Annotated in this window: 34 protein-coding genes; all 34 read left to right on the top strand. The window is 43.5% G+C overall.

Going from position 1 to position 21,938, the window contains the following annotated elements:
* Positions 1–21 precede the first annotated feature (21 nt).
* The 34 genes from rpoC to rpsM all read left to right on the top strand — a co-directional run bounded on the left by rpoC (position 22) and on the right by rpsM (position 21,923).
* Positions 22–3,645, top strand: a complete 3,624-nt coding sequence (rpoC, locus tag M1K46_RS23050) for a DNA-directed RNA polymerase subunit beta' (RefSeq protein ID WP_256227841.1) — start codon at positions 22–24, stop codon at positions 3,643–3,645.
* Positions 3,646–3,728: 83 nt separating this feature from the next.
* Entirely contained in the window at positions 3,729–3,977 is a 249-nt protein-coding gene (locus tag M1K46_RS23045) for a 50S ribosomal protein L7ae-like protein (protein ID WP_053356203.1), read from the top strand.
* A gap of 117 nt (positions 3,978–4,094) precedes the next feature.
* Positions 4,095–4,517 (top strand): 30S ribosomal protein S12, encoded by a 423-nt coding sequence (rpsL, locus tag M1K46_RS23040; RefSeq protein WP_053356202.1) that lies wholly within the window; start codon positions 4,095–4,097, stop codon positions 4,515–4,517.
* Positions 4,518–4,562: 45 nt separating this feature from the next.
* Positions 4,563–5,033, top strand: a complete 471-nt coding sequence (rpsG, locus tag M1K46_RS23035) for a 30S ribosomal protein S7 (protein ID WP_053356201.1) — start codon at positions 4,563–4,565, stop codon at positions 5,031–5,033.
* Positions 5,034–5,113: 80 nt separating this feature from the next.
* Entirely contained in the window at positions 5,114–7,192 is a 2,079-nt protein-coding gene (gene fusA, locus M1K46_RS23030; protein ID WP_256227840.1) for an elongation factor G, read from the top strand.
* Positions 7,193–7,305: 113 nt separating this feature from the next.
* Positions 7,306–8,496: an elongation factor Tu gene (gene tuf / locus M1K46_RS23025; protein ID WP_256227839.1), complete on the top strand. Its 1,191-nt coding sequence runs from the start codon at positions 7,306–7,308 to the stop codon at positions 8,494–8,496.
* A 371-nt stretch (positions 8,497–8,867) separates the two neighbouring features.
* Positions 8,868–9,176 (top strand): 30S ribosomal protein S10, encoded by a 309-nt coding sequence (rpsJ, locus tag M1K46_RS23020; protein WP_053356198.1) that lies wholly within the window; start codon positions 8,868–8,870, stop codon positions 9,174–9,176.
* A gap of 47 nt (positions 9,177–9,223) precedes the next feature.
* On the top strand, positions 9,224–9,862 hold the full coding sequence (gene rplC / locus M1K46_RS23015) for a 50S ribosomal protein L3 (protein ID WP_256227838.1): 639 nt from the start codon (positions 9,224–9,226) through the stop codon (positions 9,860–9,862).
* Positions 9,863–9,879: 17 nt separating this feature from the next.
* Positions 9,880–10,503, top strand: coding sequence for a 50S ribosomal protein L4 (gene rplD / locus M1K46_RS23010; RefSeq protein ID WP_053356196.1), 624 nt, complete (start codon positions 9,880–9,882; stop codon positions 10,501–10,503).
* Positions 10,503–10,790, top strand: coding sequence for a 50S ribosomal protein L23 (gene rplW / locus M1K46_RS23005; RefSeq protein WP_053356195.1), 288 nt, complete (start codon positions 10,503–10,505; stop codon positions 10,788–10,790). Before rplD ends, rplW begins: the two co-directional genes overlap by 1 nt.
* 28 nt (positions 10,791–10,818) lie before the next feature.
* Positions 10,819–11,649, top strand: a complete 831-nt coding sequence (gene rplB, locus M1K46_RS23000; RefSeq protein ID WP_062240237.1) for a 50S ribosomal protein L2 — start codon at positions 10,819–10,821, stop codon at positions 11,647–11,649.
* A 57-nt stretch (positions 11,650–11,706) separates the two neighbouring features.
* On the top strand, positions 11,707–11,985 hold the full coding sequence (gene rpsS / locus M1K46_RS22995) for a 30S ribosomal protein S19 (RefSeq protein WP_053356193.1): 279 nt from the start codon (positions 11,707–11,709) through the stop codon (positions 11,983–11,985).
* A gap of 19 nt (positions 11,986–12,004) precedes the next feature.
* Positions 12,005–12,346 (top strand): 50S ribosomal protein L22, encoded by a 342-nt coding sequence (gene rplV, locus M1K46_RS22990; protein WP_007203546.1) that lies wholly within the window; start codon positions 12,005–12,007, stop codon positions 12,344–12,346.
* A 3-nt stretch (positions 12,347–12,349) separates the two neighbouring features.
* Positions 12,350–13,009 carry a 30S ribosomal protein S3 gene (rpsC, locus tag M1K46_RS22985; protein WP_062240240.1) on the top strand — a complete coding sequence of 220 codons (660 nt, stop codon included), beginning with the start codon at positions 12,350–12,352 and terminating at the stop codon, positions 13,007–13,009.
* Positions 13,010–13,011: 2 nt separating this feature from the next.
* Positions 13,012–13,446 carry a 50S ribosomal protein L16 gene (rplP, locus tag M1K46_RS22980; protein ID WP_062240243.1) on the top strand — a complete coding sequence of 145 codons (435 nt, stop codon included), beginning with the start codon at positions 13,012–13,014 and terminating at the stop codon, positions 13,444–13,446.
* Positions 13,436–13,639 (top strand): 50S ribosomal protein L29, encoded by a 204-nt coding sequence (gene rpmC / locus M1K46_RS22975; protein WP_053356190.1) that lies wholly within the window; start codon positions 13,436–13,438, stop codon positions 13,637–13,639. The genes rplP and rpmC overlap by 11 nt, the downstream gene beginning before the upstream one ends.
* A gap of 21 nt (positions 13,640–13,660) precedes the next feature.
* Positions 13,661–13,924 (top strand): 30S ribosomal protein S17, encoded by a 264-nt coding sequence (gene rpsQ / locus M1K46_RS22970; protein WP_053356189.1) that lies wholly within the window; start codon positions 13,661–13,663, stop codon positions 13,922–13,924.
* A gap of 44 nt (positions 13,925–13,968) precedes the next feature.
* The gene (rplN, locus tag M1K46_RS22965; protein WP_053356188.1) at positions 13,969–14,337 is read left to right on the top strand and encodes a 50S ribosomal protein L14; all 369 of its coding nucleotides are present in this window, start codon (positions 13,969–13,971) and stop codon (positions 14,335–14,337) included.
* A gap of 62 nt (positions 14,338–14,399) precedes the next feature.
* Positions 14,400–14,708, top strand: coding sequence for a 50S ribosomal protein L24 (gene rplX / locus M1K46_RS22960; RefSeq protein ID WP_062240289.1), 309 nt, complete (start codon positions 14,400–14,402; stop codon positions 14,706–14,708).
* 24 nt (positions 14,709–14,732) lie between these two features.
* Positions 14,733–15,272 (top strand): 50S ribosomal protein L5, encoded by a 540-nt coding sequence (rplE, locus tag M1K46_RS22955; RefSeq protein WP_053356187.1) that lies wholly within the window; start codon positions 14,733–14,735, stop codon positions 15,270–15,272.
* 25 nt (positions 15,273–15,297) lie between these two features.
* Positions 15,298–15,483: a 30S ribosomal protein S14 gene (rpsN, locus tag M1K46_RS22950; protein WP_007203538.1), complete on the top strand. Its 186-nt coding sequence runs from the start codon at positions 15,298–15,300 to the stop codon at positions 15,481–15,483.
* A 32-nt stretch (positions 15,484–15,515) separates the two neighbouring features.
* Positions 15,516–15,914 (top strand): 30S ribosomal protein S8, encoded by a 399-nt coding sequence (gene rpsH / locus M1K46_RS22945; protein ID WP_053356186.1) that lies wholly within the window; start codon positions 15,516–15,518, stop codon positions 15,912–15,914.
* A gap of 28 nt (positions 15,915–15,942) precedes the next feature.
* Positions 15,943–16,482, top strand: a complete 540-nt coding sequence (rplF, locus tag M1K46_RS22940) for a 50S ribosomal protein L6 (RefSeq protein WP_053356185.1) — start codon at positions 15,943–15,945, stop codon at positions 16,480–16,482.
* A gap of 35 nt (positions 16,483–16,517) precedes the next feature.
* Entirely contained in the window at positions 16,518–16,880 is a 363-nt protein-coding gene (gene rplR, locus M1K46_RS22935; RefSeq protein WP_053356184.1) for a 50S ribosomal protein L18, read from the top strand.
* Between the two features lie 14 nt (positions 16,881–16,894).
* Positions 16,895–17,395, top strand: a complete 501-nt coding sequence (gene rpsE / locus M1K46_RS22930; protein WP_082316075.1) for a 30S ribosomal protein S5 — start codon at positions 16,895–16,897, stop codon at positions 17,393–17,395.
* A gap of 14 nt (positions 17,396–17,409) precedes the next feature.
* Entirely contained in the window at positions 17,410–17,598 is a 189-nt protein-coding gene (gene rpmD / locus M1K46_RS22925) for a 50S ribosomal protein L30 (protein WP_053356182.1), read from the top strand.
* Between the two features lie 31 nt (positions 17,599–17,629).
* The gene (gene rplO, locus M1K46_RS22920; protein WP_053356181.1) at positions 17,630–18,070 is read left to right on the top strand and encodes a 50S ribosomal protein L15; all 441 of its coding nucleotides are present in this window, start codon (positions 17,630–17,632) and stop codon (positions 18,068–18,070) included.
* Entirely contained in the window at positions 18,070–19,371 is a 1,302-nt protein-coding gene (gene secY / locus M1K46_RS22915; protein WP_062240248.1) for a preprotein translocase subunit SecY, read from the top strand. Before rplO ends, secY begins: the two co-directional genes overlap by 1 nt.
* Before the next feature lie 72 nt (positions 19,372–19,443).
* Entirely contained in the window at positions 19,444–20,097 is a 654-nt protein-coding gene (locus tag M1K46_RS22910) for an adenylate kinase (RefSeq protein WP_053356179.1), read from the top strand.
* The gene (map, locus tag M1K46_RS22905; RefSeq protein ID WP_062240250.1) at positions 20,094–20,840 is read left to right on the top strand and encodes a type I methionyl aminopeptidase; all 747 of its coding nucleotides are present in this window, start codon (positions 20,094–20,096) and stop codon (positions 20,838–20,840) included. Before M1K46_RS22910 ends, map begins: the two co-directional genes overlap by 4 nt.
* 14 nt (positions 20,841–20,854) lie before the next feature.
* Positions 20,855–21,178: a KOW domain-containing RNA-binding protein gene (locus M1K46_RS22900; RefSeq protein WP_053356177.1), complete on the top strand. Its 324-nt coding sequence runs from the start codon at positions 20,855–20,857 to the stop codon at positions 21,176–21,178.
* The gene (gene infA / locus M1K46_RS22895; RefSeq protein ID WP_007203527.1) at positions 21,171–21,389 is read left to right on the top strand and encodes a translation initiation factor IF-1; all 219 of its coding nucleotides are present in this window, start codon (positions 21,171–21,173) and stop codon (positions 21,387–21,389) included. Before M1K46_RS22900 ends, infA begins: the two co-directional genes overlap by 8 nt.
* Positions 21,390–21,424: 35 nt before the next feature.
* The gene (rpmJ, locus tag M1K46_RS22890) at positions 21,425–21,538 is read left to right on the top strand and encodes a 50S ribosomal protein L36 (RefSeq protein WP_007203526.1); all 114 of its coding nucleotides are present in this window, start codon (positions 21,425–21,427) and stop codon (positions 21,536–21,538) included.
* Between the two features lie 19 nt (positions 21,539–21,557).
* Positions 21,558–21,923 (top strand): 30S ribosomal protein S13, encoded by a 366-nt coding sequence (gene rpsM, locus M1K46_RS22885; protein WP_053356176.1) that lies wholly within the window; start codon positions 21,558–21,560, stop codon positions 21,921–21,923.
* The last annotated feature ends 15 nt before the right edge of the window (positions 21,924–21,938 follow it).

Genomic DNA, 21,938 nt, shown 5'->3' with positions numbered 1-21,938 from the left:
ATCATAAGGGAGGTTTGCTCCTTGATAGACGTAAACAATTTTGAGTATATGAAAATAGGCCTCGCTTCTCCTGATAAGATCCGTTCTTGGTCAAGAGGAGAAGTGAAAAAACCAGAAACGATCAACTATCGTACACTTAAGCCTGAAAAAGACGGTTTGTTCTGTGAACGAATTTTCGGACCTCAAAAGGACTGGGAATGCCATTGCGGAAAATACAAACGTGTCCGCTATAAAGGTGTCGTATGTGATCGCTGTGGCGTAGAAGTAACTCGTGCTAAAGTTCGACGTGACCGTATGGGTCACATCGAACTTGCTGCACCTGTTTCGCACATTTGGTATTTCAAAGGAATACCAAGCCGTATGGGTCTTGTACTCGATATGTCTCCAAGAGCACTGGAAGAAGTTATTTACTTTGCATCTTACGTGGTGACAGATACGGGTGAAACGCCGCTGGAGAAAAAGCAGCTGCTTTCTGAAAAAGAATACCGTTCATACCGTGAAAAATACGGTCAAGGGTTTACTGCACAAATGGGCGCAGAAGCCATCAGACGCCTTCTTGAAGACATCGACCTTGTAAAAGAAGTCGATCAGCTGAAAGAAGAGCTGAAAACTGCACAGGGACAGCGTCGTACCCGTGCAATCAAGCGTCTTGAAGTGCTTGAAGCGTTCCGTCATTCCGGCAACGAACCGTTCTGGATGATCCTGGATGTTCTTCCTGTTATTCCGCCTGAGCTTCGCCCAATGGTGCAGCTTGACGGAGGACGTTTTGCAACATCTGACTTGAATGACTTGTACCGCCGTGTTATTAACCGTAATAACCGTTTGAAGCGTCTTTTGGATTTAGGTGCGCCGAATATCATCGTACAGAATGAAAAACGTATGCTTCAAGAAGCGGTAGATGCTCTAATCGACAACGGACGACGCGGCCGTCCTGTAACAGGTCCTGGTAACCGTCCGCTAAAATCACTATCCCATATGTTAAAAGGGAAACAAGGCCGTTTCCGTCAAAACCTTCTTGGTAAGCGTGTTGACTACTCTGGCCGTTCCGTTATCGTAGTAGGTCCTCACCTTAAGATGTACCAATGCGGTCTTCCTAAGGAAATGGCACTTGAGCTCTTCAAGCCTTTCGTTATGAAAGAGCTTGTTGCCAAAGGTCTTGCTCACAACATTAAGAGCGCGAAACGCAAGGTTGAACGTGTTCAGGCGGAAGTATGGGATGTTCTTGAAGATGTAATCAGAGAGCATCCGGTATTGCTGAACCGTGCCCCGACTCTTCACAGACTAGGGATCCAGGCGTTCGAACCTACACTGGTTGAAGGACGCGCTATCCGTCTTCACCCACTCGTATGTACAGCTTACAACGCTGACTTTGATGGTGACCAAATGGCGGTTCACGTACCTTTATCAGCTGAAGCACAAGCTGAGGCACGCATTCTTATGCTGGCTGCACAAAACATCTTGAACCCGAAAGATGGTAAACCGGTTGTTACACCATCTCAGGATATGGTACTGGGTAACTACTACCTTACGATGGAGCGTGCAGGTGCGATTGGTGAAGGGTCTGTGTTTAAAGATGCGAACGAAGCAATCGTTGCGTACGAAAATGGCTATGTCCATCTTCATACCCGTATTGCTGTTCCGGTATCCACTTTAAACAAGCCTTCATTTAAAGAACACCAGCAAAATATGATGTTAATGACGACTGTCGGAAAACTTCTCTTTAACGAGATTCTTCCTGAGTCATTCCCATACATCAACGAGCCAACAACAGCTAACCTGCAAATTGAAACGCCTGAGAAGTATTTCCTTCCTCAAGCTGCGAACATCAAAGAAGAAATCGCTAAGCATGATGAAGTAGAGCCGTTTAAAAAAGGAATTCTCGGTAAAATCATTGCAGAAGTGTTCAAACGATTCAAAATTACTGAAACATCCAAGATGCTTGACCGCATGAAAGAGCTTGGATTCAAATATTCAACAAAAGCAGGGATTACCGTTGGTGTTTCTGACATCGTCGTATTGCCTGAGAAACAAGTCATCCTATCCGCAGCTGAAGAAAAAGTTACTACGGTAACGAAACAGTTCCGCCGCGGTCTGATTACAGAAGACGAGCGTTATGAGCGCGTCATCAACATCTGGAGCCAGGCAAAGGATGAGATTCAGCAAAAACTAATGCTTACCCTTGATAAGAGAAACCCAATCTTCATGATGAGTGACTCTGGTGCCCGTGGTAACGCATCTAACTTTACACAGCTTGCCGGTATGCGTGGTCTCATGGCCAACCCGGCTGGTAAAATCATCGAATTGCCGATCAAGTCCAGTTTCCGTGAAGGTCTGACGGTACTCGAATACTTTATCTCTACACATGGTGCGCGTAAAGGTCTTGCCGATACAGCACTTAAAACAGCTGACTCAGGTTACTTGACTCGCCGTCTTGTAGACGTAGCTCAGGACGTTATCGTCCGTGAAGATGACTGTGGAACGGACCGTGGTCTAACAGTTGCGGCTATTAAAGAAGGCAATGAAGTAATCGAGAACCTATACGAGCGTTTAGTCGGGCGTACAGTGTTCAGAACAGTGTACCACCCGGAAACAAACGAGGTTCTTGTCAGCAAAAACGAGCAAATTACGGAAGATTCAGCAGCAGCAGTAGTTGATGCAGGAATTGAAGAAGTAACGCTTCGTTCAGTATTTACTTGTGATACCCGTCACGGTGTTTGTAAAAAATGTTACGGACGCAACCTGGCAACAGGATCTGATGTTGAAGTCGGTGAAGCTGTCGGTATCATCGCTGCCCAATCAATCGGGGAGCCAGGAACACAGCTTACAATGCGTACCTTCCATACAGGCGGGGTAGCAGGAGACGATATCACTCAAGGTTTACCGCGTATCCAGGAGTTGTTTGAAGCACGTAACCCGAAAGGTCAGGCGTTAATCTCTGAGCTTGAAGGTACAGTGATCAATATTAATGAGTCTAAAGAGAAGCGTGAAATCCTTGTTCAAGGTGAGATTGAAACTAGATCTTACACTGTGCCATACGGCGCCCGCATTAAAGTTGCAGAAGGCGATGCTGTGGTTGCAGGGCAAGTTCTTACTGAAGGTTCAATCGACCCGAAAGAATTGATCAAAGTTAAAGGTGCAGAAGGCGTTCAAGAATACTTGCTGCGTGAAGTTCAAAAAGTATACCGTATGCAAGGGGTAGAAATTGGCGACAAACACGTAGAGGTAATGGTTCGCCAGATGCTTCGTAAAGTCCGTATCATTGATGCCGGCCACACTGATGTTCTGCCAGGCGCATTGATGGATATTCACGCCTTTACCGATGTGAACAGAAAGGTTCTTCTTCAAGGCGGCATTCCTGCTACAGGACGCCCTGTATTGCTTGGTATTACCAAAGCATCTCTTGAAACTGAATCGTTCTTGTCTGCAGCATCCTTCCAGGAAACAACACGTGTCCTGACAGATGCAGCAATCAAAGGTAAACGTGATGAATTGCTCGGATTGAAAGAGAACGTAATCATCGGTAAGCTGATCCCGGCTGGTACTGGAATGTCCCTTTACAGAAATGTAGGAATGGATTCTCCTGTATCAACAGAAGAAAGTGAAACTGCTGATCACGAAGCAACAGAGCTAGTCTCACAAGATTAATAAGAGAAGTGTTGACATTGGGAGCACAACAGTGATATTATATCTGAGTGCTCCTAAGAATTGTTACTTTGGAGGATATAACGATGTCTTATGAAAAAGTGACACAGGCTTCTGATTTTATCGTAGGAACTAAGCAAACCATTAAGGCTTTGCAAAACGGGGAAGTTAAAGAGCTCGTCGTTGCCGATGATGCTGACCCTCGTGTAACCGGTAAAGTATTACAGATTGCACAGGAAAGACTTGTCCCGATTACGAGAGTCGATTCCATGAAAAAGCTTGGCAAAGCTTGCGGAATTGATGTTGGAGCCGCAACTGTTGCGATAAAAGGATAAAATAAATGTTTTTGCGACGTCACCCGCGTGGCCTCTCGCAAAAACTTTCTTTTGTCCAAAGATGAACCACCTGGTTCAGTGGTCTTAGAAAAACGTAAGGAAAGGAGGAAAAAACAAATGCCTACAATTAATCAATTGGTTCGTAAAGGCCGTGAGTCAAAAGGTAAAAAATCTGACTCTCCAGCTCTTAACAAAGGCTACAACAGCTTCAAAAAAGCTCAAACCAACGTTTCCTCTCCGCAAAAACGTGGAGTATGTACTCGTGTTGGTACGATGACACCGAAGAAACCAAACTCGGCTCTTCGTAAATACGCTCGTGTACGTTTAACCAACGGAATTGAAGTGACTGCTTACATCCCTGGGATCGGGCACAACCTTCAAGAGCATAGCGTAGTGTTGATCCGTGGCGGACGTGTAAAAGACTTACCAGGGGTACGTTACCACATCGTTCGTGGTGCGCTTGATACTGCTGGTGTTAACAACCGTATGCAAGGCCGTTCTAAATACGGAACTAAGCGTCCTAAAGCTGCTAAAAAGTAAGCTTTTAAATAATGCGTAAATAAATAGGAGAAAGGAGGGGACACAATGCCTCGTAAAGGACCTGTATCTCGTCGTGATGTGTTGCCTGATCCAATTTACAAGTCTAAACTTGTAACTCGTCTAATCAACAAAATTATGATTGACGGTAAAAGAGGAGTAGCACAAACCATTCTTTATAATGCATTTGACATTATCAAAGAACGTACAAACACAGAACCTATGGAAGTATTCGAACAAGCTCTTAAGAACATCATGCCTGTACTTGAAGTTCGTGCCCGCCGTGTTGGTGGAGCTAACTACCAAGTTCCAGTTGAAGTTCGCCCTGAGCGCCGTACGACTCTAGGACTTCGCTGGTTAACAAACTACGCTCGTCTTCGTGGGGAAAAGACAATGGAAGAACGTCTTGCTAACGAAATCATGGATGCTGCTAACAATGCTGGAGCATCAGTGAAGAAGCGTGAAGATATGCACAAAATGGCAGAAGCGAACAAAGCGTTTGCTCACTACCGCTGGTAAAAATACAAGAGACAGTTTCTTAACTGTCTCTATCACACTATAAAAAATCATTTTCCTATGTATAGGAAGGAGAGAAATTCATGGCAAGAGAATTCTCCTTAAAAAATACGCGTAATATCGGTATCATGGCTCACATCGATGCTGGTAAAACAACGACAACTGAACGTGTACTATACTATACAGGTCGTATCCATAAAATTGGTGAAACTCATGAAGGAGCTTCACAAATGGACTGGATGGAGCAGGAACAAGAGCGCGGAATCACAATTACTTCCGCTGCAACAACTGCTCAGTGGAAAGGTCACCGTATCAACATCATTGATACTCCTGGACACGTAGACTTTACAGTAGAAGTAGAACGTTCATTGCGTGTATTAGACGGAGCTGTAGCTGTACTCGATGCTCAGTCTGGGGTTGAACCGCAAACTGAAACAGTATGGCGTCAAGCAACAACTTACGGGGTTCCCCGTGTAGTATTCGTTAACAAAATGGACAAGATCGGTGCTGACTTCCTTTACTCTGTAAAGACTCTTCATGACCGTCTTGGTGCAAATGCGCACCCAATTCAGCTTCCTATCGGTGCTGAAGACCAATTTGAGGCAATCATCGACCTAATCGAGATGAAAGCTGTATTCTACGGAAACGACCTTGGAACTGACATTGAAGTAGGCGAAATTCCTGCTGAACATGTTGAGCTAGCTGAAGAGTACCGTGGAAAACTTATCGAAGCGGTAGCTGAGCTTGATGAAGAATTGATGATGAAGTACTTAGAAGGCGAAGAGATTACAAACGAAGAAATCAAAGCAGGTATCCGTCAAGGAACTTGTAACGTTGAATTCTACCCTGTAATCTGTGGATCTGCATTTAAGAACAAAGGTGTTCAGCTAATGCTGGATGCAGTTCTTGACTACTTGCCAGCTCCAGTCGATGTAGAAGCAATCAAGGGTACACTCCCTGATTCTGAAGAAGAAGTAACTCGCGAATCAAGCGACGAAGCTCCATTCTCTGCATTGGCATTTAAAGTTATGACTGACCCTTATGTCGGTAAACTTACATTCTTCCGCGTATACTCCGGAACATTGAACTCAGGTTCATATGTACAGAACTCTACTAAAGGCAAGCGTGAGCGCGTTGGACGTATCCTTCAAATGCACGCAAACCACCGTGAAGAGATCTCTGCAGTATATGCTGGTGATATCGCAGCAGCTGTAGGTTTGAAAGATACAACAACTGGTGATACTCTCTGTGATGAGAAATCCCAAGTTATCCTAGAATCTATGGTATTCCCTGAGCCGGTAATCCACTTATCTATCGAGCCTAAATCTAAGGCCGACCAAGATAAAATGGGTATGGCCCTTGCGAAACTTGCTGAAGAAGATCCTACTTTCAGAACTGAAACTGACGAAGAAACTGGACAAACGATCATCGGGGGAATGGGTGAACTTCACCTTGATATCCTTGTTGACCGTATGAAACGTGAATTCAAAGTTGAAGCTAACGTAGGTGCTCCACAGGTTGCTTACCGTGAAACAATCCGCCAAGCGGCTAAAGTTGAAGGTAAGTTCGTCCGTCAGTCCGGTGGTCGTGGACAATACGGTCATGTTTGGATCGAATTCGAACCAGGTGAAGAAGGATCTGGATTCGTATTCGAAAACAAAATCGTCGGTGGTGTTGTTCCTCGTGAATACGTCCCAGCGGTACAAGCCGGTATCGAAGAATCAATGAAAAATGGTATGCTTGCAGGATTCCCATTGCTTGATCTTAAAGCAAGAATCGTTGACGGTTCATACCATGACGTTGACTCCAACGAAATGGCGTTTAAAATTGCCGGATCAATGGCACTTAAAAACGCGAAAGCAAAATGTGACCCTGCAATTCTTGAGCCGATCATGAAAGTTGAAGTAACGGTTCCTGAAGAGTACATGGGAGACATCATGGGTGACGTAACTTCCCGACGCGGACGCGTTGAGGGTATGGAAGCCCGCGGTACTGCTCAAATCGTTAAAGCGATGGTACCACTAGCTGAAATGTTTGGTTATGCAACATCTCTTCGTTCTCGTACACAAGGGCGCGGAACTTATTCCATGCACTTCGATCATTACGAAGAAGTACCAAAATCAATTTCAGAAGAAATCATCAAAAAATCAACTGGTCAATAATTTTTGCCAGTTGTAACATGCTTGCTTTTCATGTAATCTAAAATAGGCAGACAACCTGTCTGTTTTATAAAAAAAATAAATTTTTTTACACATATTAAGGAGGAATCTTTCTCATGGCTAAAGAGAAATTTGATCGTTCCAAAACGCATGCCAATATTGGTACAATCGGTCACGTTGACCACGGTAAAACAACTTTAACAGCTGCAATTACTTCTGTACTTGCAAAGAAATCTGGTAAAGGTCAAGCTATGGCTTACGACCAAATCGACGGTGCTCCAGAAGAGCGCGAACGTGGAATCACAATCTCAACTGCACACGTTGAGTACGAAACTGATTCTCGTCACTATGCACACGTAGACTGCCCAGGACATGCTGACTATGTTAAAAACATGATCACTGGTGCTGCACAAATGGACGGAGGGATCCTAGTAGTATCTGCTGCTGACGGCCCAATGCCACAAACTCGTGAGCACATCCTTCTTTCTCGTCAAGTAGGTGTACCTTACCTAGTAGTATTCTTGAACAAATGTGACATGGTTGATGACGAAGAGCTTCTTGAACTAGTTGAAATGGAAGTTCGTGACCTTCTTACTGAGTACGATTTCCCAGGAGACGATGTTCCTGTAATCAAAGGTTCTGCTCTTAAAGCTCTTGAAGGAGACGCTGAGTGGGAAGCTAAAATCATCGAACTTATGGACGCAGTTGACGAGTACATCCCAACTCCTCCACGTGACACTGAAAAACCATTCATGATGCCTGTTGAGGACGTATTCTCAATCACTGGCCGTGGTACTGTTGCTACTGGACGTGTTGAGCGTGGACAAGTTAAAGTCGGAGACGTTATCGAGATCCTTGGTCTTACTGAAGAGCCAAAATCAACAACTGTAACTGGTGTTGAAATGTTCCGTAAACTTCTTGACTATGCTGAAGCTGGTGACAACATCGGTGCACTTCTTCGTGGGGTTTCCCGTGACGATGTTGAGCGTGGACAAGTTCTTGCTAAGCCAGGAACTGTTAAAGCTCACACTAAATTCAAATCAGAAGTATACGTACTTTCTAAAGAAGAGGGTGGACGTCATACTCCATTCTTCTCTAACTACCGTCCTCAGTTCTACTTCCGTACAACTGACGTAACTGGTATCATCCAACTTCCAGAAGGAACTGAAATGGTTATGCCTGGAGACAACATCGAAATGACTGTTGAACTAATCGCTCCAATCGCGATCGAAGAAGGAACTAAGTTCTCTATTCGTGAAGGTGGACGTACAGTAGGCGCTGGAGTAGTAGCATCTATCCAAGCGTAAGTTCATTTCTCAAAAAAGCATCCCTTTATGGGATGCTTTTTTTATGTTGCTTAAAACAGAAGGCTTAGCTGTGTTTTATTTATATAGAAGAAACCCGTTTTTTATTATTGGTAATTCCCGATCAGACCCTTGCTTTTACAGGGTTGAGGGCCTATAATAGAAAAAGTGTGCGGCTGATGAAAATATTTATAAGAATAGCTTGCAATGGGCAGCTGTTTTTACTATAATAAGTAATGTTGGTCATTCATTTGCGATGATCCGGAAGGTTGCTGACACACCCGGCCCCATTGCCATGGCGGATGTCTGTCAGGTTAAATTTCCGTGGGAGTAAGGTCTGTTTATCAAAATGGGCGAATAAAGGAGGGAAAATAATGGCAAAGCAAAAGATTCGTATTCGATTAAAAGCATATGATCACAGAATTCTTGATCAATCTGCTGAGAAAATTGTTGAGACAGCAAAACGTTCTGGTGCAAAAGTATCCGGACCAATTCCGCTTCCAACTGAAAAAGCTATTTACACAATCCTGCGTGCGGTGCACAAATATAAGGATTCTCGTGAGCAGTTCGAAATGCGTACTCATAAGCGTTTGATCGATATCATCGAACCAACGCCGCAAACTGTTGATTCATTAATGCGTTTGGATCTTCCATCTGGCGTTGACATTGAAATCAAACTATAAGAATTAACATATAAAAAATTTAAAACAATCAATAGGAGGTGTGACTAATGGCCAAAGGAATCTTAGGTAAAAAAGTAGGAATGACTCAAGTATTCGCAGAGAACGGTGATCTTATCCCAGTTACTGTAGTTGAAGTTACTCCAAACGTTGTTCTTCAAAAGAAAACTGCTGAAAACGACGGTTACGAAGCAATCCAATTAGGATTTGATGATAAGAAAGAAAGCCGTGTGAACAAGCCTGCAAAAGGGCATGCTGCTAAAGCTAACACAAACCCTAAGCGCTTCGTTAAAGAATTCCGCAATGTACAAGGCGCGGATTTTGAAGTTGGTCAGGAAGTCAAGGTAGATATTTTCGCAGAAGGTGACGTTGTAGACGTAACCGGAACATCAAAAGGTAAAGGATTCCAAGGTGTAATTAAACGCCACGGACAATCCCGCGGACCTATGAGCCACGGTTCCCGTTACCACCGTCGTCCTGGTTCTATGGGTGCAGTTGACCCTAACCGTGTATTCAAAGGTAAAAACCTACCTGGACGTACAGGCGGAGATACAATTACTGTTCAAAACCTAGAAGTTGTAAAAGTTGATGCTGAGCGCAACTTACTTCTAATCAAAGGTAACGTACCTGGTGCGAAAAAAAGCTACGTTACAATCAATGCAGCTGTAAAAGCTAAAGAAGCTAAATAAGAAGGGAGGATACATCGATGCCTAAAGTAGCTATTTACAAACAAGATGGTTCTCAAGCTGGCGATTTAGAGCTTAATGCTTCCGTTTTCGGTATTGAACCAAACCAAAATGTATTATTTGATGCTGTAATCATGCAGCAAGCGTCACTTCGTCAAGGTAACCACGACGTGAAAAACCGTTCTGAAGTTGCCGGTGGTGGACGCAAACCATGGAGACAAAAAGGAACTGGACGTGCTCGTCAAGGTTCAATCCGTTCTCCGCAATGGGTAGGCGGTGGAGTCGTTTTCGGACCAACGCCAAGAAGCTATTCTTACAAATTGCCTAAGAAAGTTCGCCGTTTAGCTATTAAATCTGCACTTTCTTCAAAGGTAATCGATAATAACCTAGTAGTTCTTGATGCTCTTTCTTTGGATGCTCCAAAGACTAAAGACATGAAGCAAGTACTGACAAATCTATCCGCAGATCGCAAAGCACTTGTTGTGACAGGAGATTTCAACGAATTTGTTGCTTTATCTGCTCGTAACATCCCTGGTGTAACTGTTGTTACAGCAACTGGTGTTAATGTGCTTGATGTGCTTAACCACGACAAGCTTGTTATGACAAGAGACGCTGTGGAAAAAGTAGAGGAGGTGCTTGCATAATGGATGCACGTGATATTATTAAGCGCCCCGTAATTACAGAGCGTTCTACTGAAATTATGGCTGACGGAAAATACACTTTTGAAGTTGACACTCGCGCAACAAAGACTCAAATCAAAATTGCGTTGGAAGACATTTTCGGAATTAAAGTTGCATCAGTAAACACTGCGAACTACAAAGGGAAATTCAAACGTGTAGGTCGTCATACTGGTTATACTTCAAAACGTAAAAAAGCAATCATTACTTTAACTCCAGGAAGCAAAGAATTGGACTTCTTTGAAGGAGTTTAAGATCAACAAGTAAAGGAGGGAAACACAAATGGGTATCAAAAAGTTTAAACCGATCACTAACGGTCGCCGTGGTATGACTCAGCTTGACTTTGCTGAAATTACTACTGACCAACCAGAAAAATCATTGCTTGCACCACTAAGCAAAAAAGCCGGACGCAACAACCAAGGTAAACTTACTGTTCGTCACCAAGGCGGTGGGCACAAGCGTAAATACAGAATCATCGACTTTAAACGCAACAAAGATGGAATACCAGGACGCGTTGCTACAATCGAGTATGATCCAAACCGTACTGCAAACATCGCGCTAATCAACTATGTTGATGGTGAAAAACGTTACATCCTAGCTCCTAAAGGACTTAAAGTAGGCCAAGAAATCATGTCTGGCGTTGGCGCTGACATTAAAGTAGGGAATGCACTTCCACTAGCGAACATTCCTGTAGGTTCTACAATCCACAACATCGAGCTAAAACCTGGCAAAGGCGGACAGCTTGCTCGTTCTGCTGGTGCTGAAGCTCAACTTCTTGGTAAAGAAGAAAAGTATGCTCTTGTTCGTTTAGGCTCTGGAGAAGTTCGTATGATCCTTCTAACTTGCCGTGCAACAATCGGTCAAGTAGGTAACCTTGAGCATGAACTTGTTAACGTAGGTAAAGCAGGTCGCTCTCGCTGGATGGGTATCCGTCCAACAGTTCGTGGTTCTGTAATGAACCCTAACGATCACCCACACGGTGGTGGTGAAGGACGCGCTCCAATCGGACGTAAATCACCAATGTCACCATGGGGCAAACCGACTCTTGGCTACAAGACTCGTAAGAAAAACAAAACAACCGACAAGTACATCGTACGCCGTCGTAAAAAATAACGTGTTTGTTCTACGGTTCAATCGAACCGTAGCGCAGTCGCGAAGGGAGGTTCACGTATGGGTCGCAGTTTGAAAAAAGGACCTTTTGTTGATGACCACTTAATGAAAAAAGTTGAAGGCTTGAACGAAACTAATGACAAAAAAGTTGTTAAAACTTGGTCTCGCCGTTCTACAATTTTCCCGGAATTCATCGGACACACATTAGCAGTATATGATGGACGTAAGCATGTGCCGGTTTATGTTACAGAAGACATGGTCGGACATAAGTTGGGTGAATTTGCACCAACTCGTACTTACAAAGGTCATGCCGCTGATGATAAGAAAACAAGACGTTAATTGAGGGGAGGTACACAAAATGCAAGCAAAAGCTGTTGCTAAACAAGTGCGTATTGCTCCTCGTAAGGCTAGAATTGTTATCGATCTGATTCGAGGTAAGCAAGTAGGCGAAGCACTTGCGATCTTACGCCTAACACCAAAAGCTGCTTCTCCAGTGATTGAAAAGGTGTTAAAGTCTGCTATCGCAAACGCGGAACACAACTATGAAATGGAACCAAACAACCTTGTGGTATCATCTGCATTCGTAGATGAAGGCATTACGTTAAAACGTTTCCGTCCTCGTGCAATGGGACGTGCAAGCCGTATTAACAAGCGTACTAGCCACATCACTATCGTTGTTTCTGAAAAGAAGGAGGGATAAGACGTGGGTCAAAAAGTAAATCCGATAGGACTACGTATTGGCGTCATCCGTGACTGGGAGTCAAAGTGGTACGCTGACAAAGACTATGCTGATCTATTACACGAAGATCTTAAAATTCGTAATTATATCGAAAAGCGTTTAAAAGACGCGGCTGTATCCGGCGTTGAAATCGAACGTGCAGCTAACCGCGTAAACATCACGATCAAAACTGCTAAGCCTGGTATGGTTATCGGTAAGGGTGGTACTGAAGTCGAAGCACTTCGTAAAGCACTTAACGAACTAACTGGCAAGCGAGTACATGTAAACATCTTTGAAATCAAGCAAGCTGATGTTGATGCTAAGCTTGTTGCTGAAAATATTGCTCGTCAATTGGAAAACCGTGTGTCTTTCCGTCGTGCAATGAAGCAATCGATCCAACGTTCTATGCGTGCTGGAGCAAAAGGAATCAAGACAGAAGTATCAGGACGTCTTGGTGGAGCAGATATCGCTCGTTCAGAATCTTACAGTGAAGGAACTGTTCCTCTTCATACCCTTCGTGCAGACATCGACTACGGAACTGCAGAAGCAGACACAACTTACGGTAAAATCGGCGTTAAAATCTGGATCTACCGTGGGGAAGTCCTTCCAACAAGAGGAACGAAAAAAGCGGAAGGAGGCAAATAATTATGTTATTGCCAAAACGTGTTAAATACCGCCGTGAACACCGCGGGAAAATGCGCGGACGTGCAAAAGGCGGAGCTGAAATAGCATTCGGCGAATATGGTTTGCAAGCTGTTGAAGCATCTTGGATCACAAACCGCCAGATCGAAGCAGCTCGTATCGCGATGACTCGTTACATGAAGCGTGGCGGTAAAGTATGGATTAAAATTTTCCCATCTAAACCTTATACAGCTAAACCTCTAGAAGTCCGAATGGGTTCTGGTAAAGGGGCGCCTGAAGGTTGGGTTGCTGTAGTAAAACCAGGAAAAATCATGTTTGAAATCGCTGGTGTATCCGAAGAAGTAGCTCGCGAAGCACTTCGTCTTGCTGCACACAAGCTTCCTGTGAAATGTAAATTTGTAAAACGCGAAGAAGTGGGTGGTGACACTAATGAAGGCTAATGATATCCGTAACTTGACCACTGCTGAAATTGAACAAAACGCTAAGTCTTTGAAAGAAGAGCTTTTCAATCTTCGCTTTCAACTAGCTACAGGTCAATTAGAAAACCCTGCCCGCATTCGTGAAGTTCGTAAAGCAATTGCCCGTGCAAAAACTGTTTTACGTGAAAGAGAGCTAGGGATTACTAACGCTTAACATTGAGAGGAGGTTCGCACAATGAGTGAACGTAACCAGCGTAAAGTTTATGTTGGCCGTGTTGTATCTGACAAGATGGACAAAACAATCACTGTGCTTGTAGAGACTTACAAAAAACACCCTTTATATAACAAGCGTGTTAAGTACTCTAAGAAATTTAAAGCTCATGATGAAAACAACACTGCAAGAGTAAATGATATGGTAAGAATCATGGAAACTCGTCCGCTTTCTAAAGACAAACGTTTCCGTTTAGTAGAAGTGGTTGAAGTAGCAGTAGTTATTTAATATATGTTCGGATCGAAAATGTATCCGAAAGGAGGTCAATTCGCATGATTCAACAAGAGACTCGTTTAAAAGTAGCTGACAACTCAGGTGCTCGTGAGTTACTTTGTATTAAAGTTCTTGGTGGTTCTGGACGTAAATACGCAAACGTTGGTGACATCATCGTCTGTTCTGTAAAATCCGCAACACCAGGCGGCGTTGTTAAGAAAGGTGATGTCGTTAAAGCGGTTGTTGTTCGTACGAAACGCGGAATGCGCCGTAACGATGGATCTTCCATCCGTTTTGACGAAAACGCAGCAGTAATCGTTCGTGATGACAAGGGTCCTCGTGGTACTCGTATTTTTGGACCAGTTGCACGTGAACTTCGTGACAAACAATTCATGAAGATCGTATCACTTGCTCCAGAAGTACTTTAATTATCAATAGAATGCAAGGCTCAAAAAGTAGGCTTGTAAGGAGGTGCAACACGCTCATGCCAATGCATGTAAAAAAAGGCGATAAAGTACAAGTGATTTCTGGTAAGGATAAAGGCAAACAAGGAGTAATTCTTGAAGCTTATCCGAAACAAAATCGTGTCCTTGTAGAAGGCGTTAATATCGTTAAGAAACACGCGAAACCGTCTCAGGCTAATCCACAAGGTGGAATCGTAAGCCAAGAAGCTCCGGTTCACGTTTCTAACGTAATGCCTCTTGATCCAAAGACTGGTGCTCCTACCCGTGTAGGTCACAAAGAAGTCGATGGTAAAAAAGTTCGTGTAGCTAAATCAGGTGAATTTTTAGATAAATAATAGCAGTGAAAGGAGGGCATCTTGATGAACCGTCTACAAGAGCGTTATAAAAGTGAGATTGTTCCTTCTCTAGTAGAGAAGTTTAACTACACTTCTGTAATGGAAGTTCCAAAGATCGAAAAAATCGTAATCAACATGGGTGTTGGTGACGCAGTTTCCAACTCTAAAGTATTGGACACAGCAGTTGAAGAGCTAACAGCTATCGCTGGTCAAAAGCCAGTAATCACTCGTGCTAAGAAATCTATCGCAGGCTTCAAGCTTCGTGAAGGGATGCCGATCGGTACAAAAGTAACTCTTCGCGGAGACCGCATGTTTGATTTCTTAGACAAACTAATCTCTGTTACACTTCCACGTGTACGTGACTTCCGTGGTATTTCAAAGAAAGCTTTTGATGGCCGTGGTAACTACACTCTTGGTGTAAAAGAACAATTGATCTTCCCGGAGATCGATTATGATAAAGTTAACAAAGTTCGCGGTATGGACATCGTTATCGTAACGACTGCCAACACGGACGAAGAGGCACGTGAGCTATTGACTCAAGTAGGAATGCCTTTCCAAAAATAATCTTTTAGCCAAAGGAGGTAAACCCGTGGCAAAGAAATCTATGATTGCTAAGCAACAACGCCAGCAAAAGTTCAAAGTGCAGGAATACACTCGCTGTGAACGATGCGGGCGTCCTCATTCAGTAATCCGCAAGTTTAAACTATGCCGTATTTGCTTTAGAGAACTTGCTTATAAAGGTCAAATTCCTGGTGTTAAAAAAGCCAGCTGGTAATACCCTGAACAAAGGGAAGGAGGTAAATATCAATGGTCATGACAGATCCAATTGCAGATATGCTTACTCGTATTCGCAACGCTAACACTGTTCGTCACGATAAATTAGAGGTTCCTGGCTCAACGATTAAGAAAGAAATCGCAGAAATCCTCAAGCGTGAAGGCTTTGTACGTGATGTGGAATACATTGAAGATAATAAACAAGGGATGATTCGCATCTTCCTTAAATACGGTTCTAACAATGAACGTGTAATTACTGGTCTTAAACGTATCAGTAAGCCTGGACTACGTGTTTATGCAAAATCAACTGAACTTCCACGAGTACTTGGAGGATTAGGGATTGCACTAGTATCGACTTCTAAAGGCGTTCTAACTGACAAAGAAGCTCGCCAGCAACAAGTCGGCGGCGAAGTATTAGCATACGTTTGGTAAAAATTAAGCAGCGAATGGAGGTGTCATTATGTCTCGCATAGGTAATAAACCTGTTGAAATCCCAAGCGGCGTAACAGTTGATTTGAAGGAGAACAACCTTGTCACTGTTAAAGGTCCTAAGGGTGAACTAACTCGTAAATTCCACAACGATATTAAAATCAATGTGGCTGAAAGCACAATCACTTTTGAGCGCCCGAGCGATCACAAAGAACATCGTGCTTTACACGGAACAACTAGAAGCGTACTTAACAACATGGTTGTTGGTGTTACAACTGGATATGAAAGAGCACTAGATATCATTGGTGTAGGTTACCGTGCTTCTAAGTCTGGTAACAAACTTATCCTTAACGTTGGATACTCTCATCCAGTAGAAATCGTTCCTGAAAAAGGAATTGACATTGATGTTCCTTCTAACACGAAAGTAATTGTTAAAGGTATCGATAAAGAACGCGTTGGCGAAATCGCAGCAAACATCCGTTCAGTACGTGCTCCTGAGCCTTACAAAGGTAAAGGTATCCGTTATGAAGGTGAGTTTGTACGACGCAAAGAAGGTAAGACTGGTAAATAAGGCCGTTAAGAAGTTAGCGGAAAGGAGTGCATAGGATGATCACTAAAGCGGATAAAAATGTCGCTCGTAAAAAAAGACATGCTCGTGTTCGCCGCTCTGTAATCGGAACAGCACAACGTCCTCGTTTGAACGTATTCCGTTCTACCAAGCATATTTATGCTCAACTGATCGATGATCAAAACGGAGTTACAATCGCATCTGCCTCTTCATTAGATAAAGGCGTTGATGTTAAAAACGGCGGTAACGTTGAAGCTGCTAAGGCAATTGGCGAAGCCATTGCTAAACGCGGTGCAGAAAAAGGCGTTAAAGTAGTAGTATTCGACCGTGGCGGATATCTATATCATGGACGTGTAAAAGCATTAGCTGATGCAGCCCGTGAGGCTGGGTTAGAATTTTAATAGAAGGAGGGAAACTGATGCGTATCGACCCTAATAAACTTGAACTTGAAGAACGTGTCGTAACGGTCAACCGTGTAGCGAAGGTTGTAAAAGGTGGACGTCGTTTCCGCTTTGCTGCAGTCGTTGTCGTTGGTGACAAAAATGGTCATGTCGGATTTGGTACTGGTAAAGCACAAGAAGTACCAGATGCTATCCGTAAAGCAATTGAAGACGCAAAGAAAAATCTTATTACAGTACCAGTTGTTCGTACAACGATCCCTCACCAAATTACAGGACAATTTGGCGCGGGAAAAGTATTGCTTAAGCCTGCTTCTGAGGGTACTGGAGTTATCGCGGGCGGACCTGTCCGTGCGGTACTAGAACTTGCTGGTGTTGGCGATATTCTTTCTAAATCTCTTGGATCTAACAACCCGATCAACATGGTGCGTGCTACGATCGAAGGATTAAGAAATCTTAAACGCGCTGAGGACGTTGCGAAACTTCGCGGCAAATCAGTAGAAGAGCTTTTAGGTTAAGGAGGGAATAGTAGATGGCTAAGAAATTAGAAATCACCCTCACACGCAGTGTTATCGGTCGTCCTGAGAATCAGCGTGTAACTGTTAAGACTCTAGGTCTTAGAAAAATGCATCAAACGGTTGTTCACGAAGATAACGCAGCAATCCGTGGAATGGTTAACAAGGTATCTCACCTTTTAACTGTTACTGAAATCGACGCGTAAAACGATAAATAAATCATGAGGAGGTGCTCAGATGAAACTTCATGAGTTGAAACCAGCTGAAGGATCCCGTTCAACACGCAACCGTGTAGGACGCGGTATCGGATCAGGAAATGGTAAAACCAGTGGACGTGGTCACAAAGGACAAAAGGCTCGTTCTGGTGGAGGAGTTCGTCCGGGATTTGAGGGTGGACAAAATCCATTAGCACGTCGTTTGCCTAAACGTGGATTCACAAACCCAACTCGTAAAGAGTACTCAATTGTTAATCTTGAAAAACTTGCTCGTTTTGAAGAAGGAACAGAGGTAACTCCAGAACTTCTTATCGAAACTGGCGTAGTAAGCAAAGAAAATAGCGGCATTAAAGTTCTAGGAAATGGCAAGTTAGGAGTTAAGCTTACAGTTAAGGCCCACAAATTCTCTGCTTCTGCTAAAGAAGCTATTGAAGCAGCCGGCGGAAAAACTGAGGTGATCTAATGTTCCGGACAATCTCCAACATTATGCGTGTGGGTGATCTGAGAAACAAGATTCTTTTTACACTCTTGATGCTGATCGTTTTCAGGATCGGAACATTTATTCCTGTTCCAGGTGTGAATCGCGAAGTTCTCCAGTTTGGCACTGAAAATAACGCAAGTATTTTTGGATTCTTGAACACGTTCGGTGGTGGAGCATTAAAAAACTTCTCCATCTTTGCAATGGGTATCATGCCATACATTACAGCATCAATCATTGTTCAGCTGCTTCAGATGGATGTGGTTCCTAAATTTACGGAGTGGAGTAAACAAGGGGAAGTGGGCCGACGCAAGCTGGCTCAGTTCACCAGGTACGGAACGATTGTCCTCGGCTTTATCCAAGCTGTAGGGATGTCAATAGGTTTTAACAACCTGTTCCCTGGGCTGATCTCAGATCCGGGAATCATGACGTATTTGTTTATTGCGTTAGTATTGACTGCAGGAACTGCCTTCTTGATGTGGTTAGGTGAGCAGATTACCCTTAAGGGAATTGGAAATGGGATTTCCGTTCTCATTTTCGCGGGGATTGTCGCAGCTATTCCTACAGCAGTTAACCAGATATATGCAGCGCAATTCAAAGGCGCAAACGATCAGCTGTTTATGCATATTGTAACTGTACTTCTGTTACTGATCGCTATTATCTTAGTTGTTGTCGGCGTTATCTTTATTCAACAAGGTTTGCGTAAAATCCCGATTCAGTATGCAAAACGAGTCGTCGGAAATAAGCCTGTTGGCGGTCAATCCACGCACTTGCCGATCAAAGTCAATGCAGCAGGAGTTATCCCGGTTATCTTTTCGATTTCCTTGATTATCACTCCGCGTACGGTTGCCGGCTTTTTCGAGCAAAACAGTGTGACCAAATGGATTGTCAATACGTTTGACTACACCCAGCCAGTCGGAATGATTATATATGCGCTTTTAATTATTGGATTTTCGTACTTCTATACTTTCATTCAAGTCAACCCAGAACAAATGGCAGACAACTTGAAGAAACAGGGCGGTTATATTCCCGGCATTCGTCCAGGAGCTAACACTCAGGCGTATATTACGAAAATTTTATATCGATTAACTTTTGTAGGATCTCTATTCCTTGCGTTGATCGCTATTCTCCCGGTAATCTTTACAGCAATTCCAGGGCTTAACCTTCCGCCTTCTATCCGAATCGGCGGAACGAGCATACTGATTGTTGTAGGTGTGGCATTAGACACGATGAAGCAGATTGAAAGCCAGTTGATCAAACGGCATTACAAAGGCTTCATTAAGTAGAGGAAAGGGAAGAGCCTTTTCTTCCCAAACCCTCAGTCTATTGACTAGATTAGTGACGTATGGAGGGATTAGATGTATCTTGTATTAATGGGATTGCCTGGTGCCGGTAAAGGGACACAGGCAGAACAAATTGTTGAACAGTACGGAATTCCTCATATTTCTACTGGAGATATGTTTCGCGCAGCGATAAAAGAAGGTACTCCTCTCGGTCTGAAGGCAAAGTCATATATGGATTCCGGCAACTTGGTTCCGGATGATGTAACGATCGGAATTGTCCGTGAACGTCTTGCCAAAGATGACTGTGAAAAAGGATTCCTGCTTGATGGTTTCCCTCGTACTGTTGCTCAAGCTGAAGCGCTTGAGGAAATTCTTCGCGATTTGGAACGCCAGATTGATTATGTACTCAATATTTCTGTTGATACAGATAAATTGATGCAGCGGTTGACTGGTCGCCGGGTTTGCCCGGAATGCGGAGCCACTTATCATGTGATTTTCAATCCGCCTAAAGTGGATGGAAAATGTGACAAGGACGGCACTGAATTAATTCAACGCAAAGATGATAACGAAGAGACTGTTCGTACCCGCTTGGAAGTAAACATGGAGCAATCCAAACCTTTGCTTGATTTCTATAAAGAAAAAGGTTACCTCAAGAACATTGATGGCGATCAGGAAATCAATAAAGTGTATAACGATATCAACAAACTTATTGGAGGGTTGGCAAAATGATTATCTGCAAAACGCCGCGGGAGATAGAAATCATGCGGGAAGCAGGGAGAATCGTTGCCCTAACTCACCAAGAGTTAAAGAAACACATTATACCTGGTGTGACAACGAAAGAACTGGATAACATTGCTGAAAAGTTTATTCGCAGCCAGGGTGCAATCCCTTCATTCAAGGATTATAATGGATTTACGGGAAGCATCTGTACTTCCGTTAATGAAGAGCTTGTACACGGAATCCCAGGAAGGCGTGTATTGAACCATGGCGACATTATCTCTTTAGATATTGGGGCGAAATACAAAGGCTATCATGGGGATTCAGCCTGGACGTACGGGGTTGGAGAGATTTCTGAGGAATCTCAAAAGCTTCTCGATGTAACCGAGCAATCTCTATTCAAAGGATTAGAGAAAGCGAAGGCAGGTGCCAGACTAACAGACATTTCTCATGACATTCAAGTATATGCAGAAGCTGAAGGGTTCTCTGTTGTACGAGAGTACGTGGGTCATGGAGTCGGCCAGGAATTGCATGAAGATCCGCAAATTCCTCATTACGGACCGCCCGGCAAAGGGCCGATCCTAAAAAAGGGAATGGTATTGGCTGTTGAGCCGATGATCAATGCTGGATCTCGTTACGTTCGAACATTATCCGATAACTGGACGGTTGTCACAACGGATGGCAAATGGTGTGCTCACTTCGAACATACCATCGCTATTACGGAGGAAGGTTACGAAATCTTAACAAAGATCTAGGTGAAGGTGATATAATGGTTAGCGATTCTGAATCGGTACCGCAAATAGGTCAGATGGTTCGAATCATAAAGGGAAGAGACGCTGAGAAATTAGGTGTCATTGTAAATATCCTGGATGATCGTTTTGTACTTATAGCCGATGGCGATAAACGCAAATATGATCGCGCCAAACGTAAAAACCTGATTCACTTAGAACTTCTTGATTTTATTTCTCCGGAAGTTGCAAGAAGCATTCTTGAAACAGGCCGTGTAACTAATGGCAAACTACGGTACGCAGTAGCGAAGTTTTCCGACGAGAAAGTCATTGCTCTGAAGAAGGGAGACCATATCGATGGCTAAAGATGATGTAATTGAGGTAGAAGGTACGGTAATCGAACCACTGCCAAACGCCATGTTCCGAGTGGAGCTTGAGAATGGACATAAAATTCTAGCGCACGTTTCTGGTAAGATCCGTATGCACTACATTCGTATATTACCAGGGGATAAAGTAACCGTAGAATTGTCTCCATATGACTTATCACGTGGTCGTATAACGTATCGCTTTAAATAAAAAATCGTACTCCGTGACATAAGGAGGTTTAAAAGATGAAGGTTAGACCATCAGTCAAACCCATTTGTGAAAAATGTAAAGTTATTCGTCGTAGAGGTACTGTTATGGTGATCTGCGAAAACCCGAAACACAAGCAAAAACAAGGTTAATCCAAGGAGGTGCTAAATTATGGCACGTATTGCAGGAGTGGACGTTCCACGCGATAAGCGTATTGTCATTTCACTAACATATATCTTTGGAATCGGGAAAGCTAAAGCACAACAAGTTCTTGCTGAAGCTGGCGTATCTGAAGAAACTCGTGTTCGTGATCTTACAGAAGATGAATTAAACAAAATTCGTGAAGCGATCGACAAAATTAAAGTTGAAGGTGACCTTCGCCGTGAAGTGTCTCTTAACATTAAACGTCTTATTGAAATCGGCAGCTACCGTGGGATCCGCCACCGTCGCGGTCTTCCAGTTCGCGGTCAGAATACGAAGAACAACTCTCGTACTCGTAAAGGACCTCGTCGTACAGTAGCGAATAAGAAAAAGTAAGAGTAAAGGAGGTAA

It is taken from the genome of Fictibacillus sp. WQ 8-8 (assembly GCF_024494405.1).
Classification (GTDB): Bacteria; Bacillota; Bacilli; order Bacillales; family Fictibacillaceae; genus Fictibacillus_C; species Fictibacillus_C marinisediminis.
The sequence above is the reverse complement of the archived record's forward strand: the minus strand, read 5'-3'. Positions and strand labels throughout refer to the sequence as shown.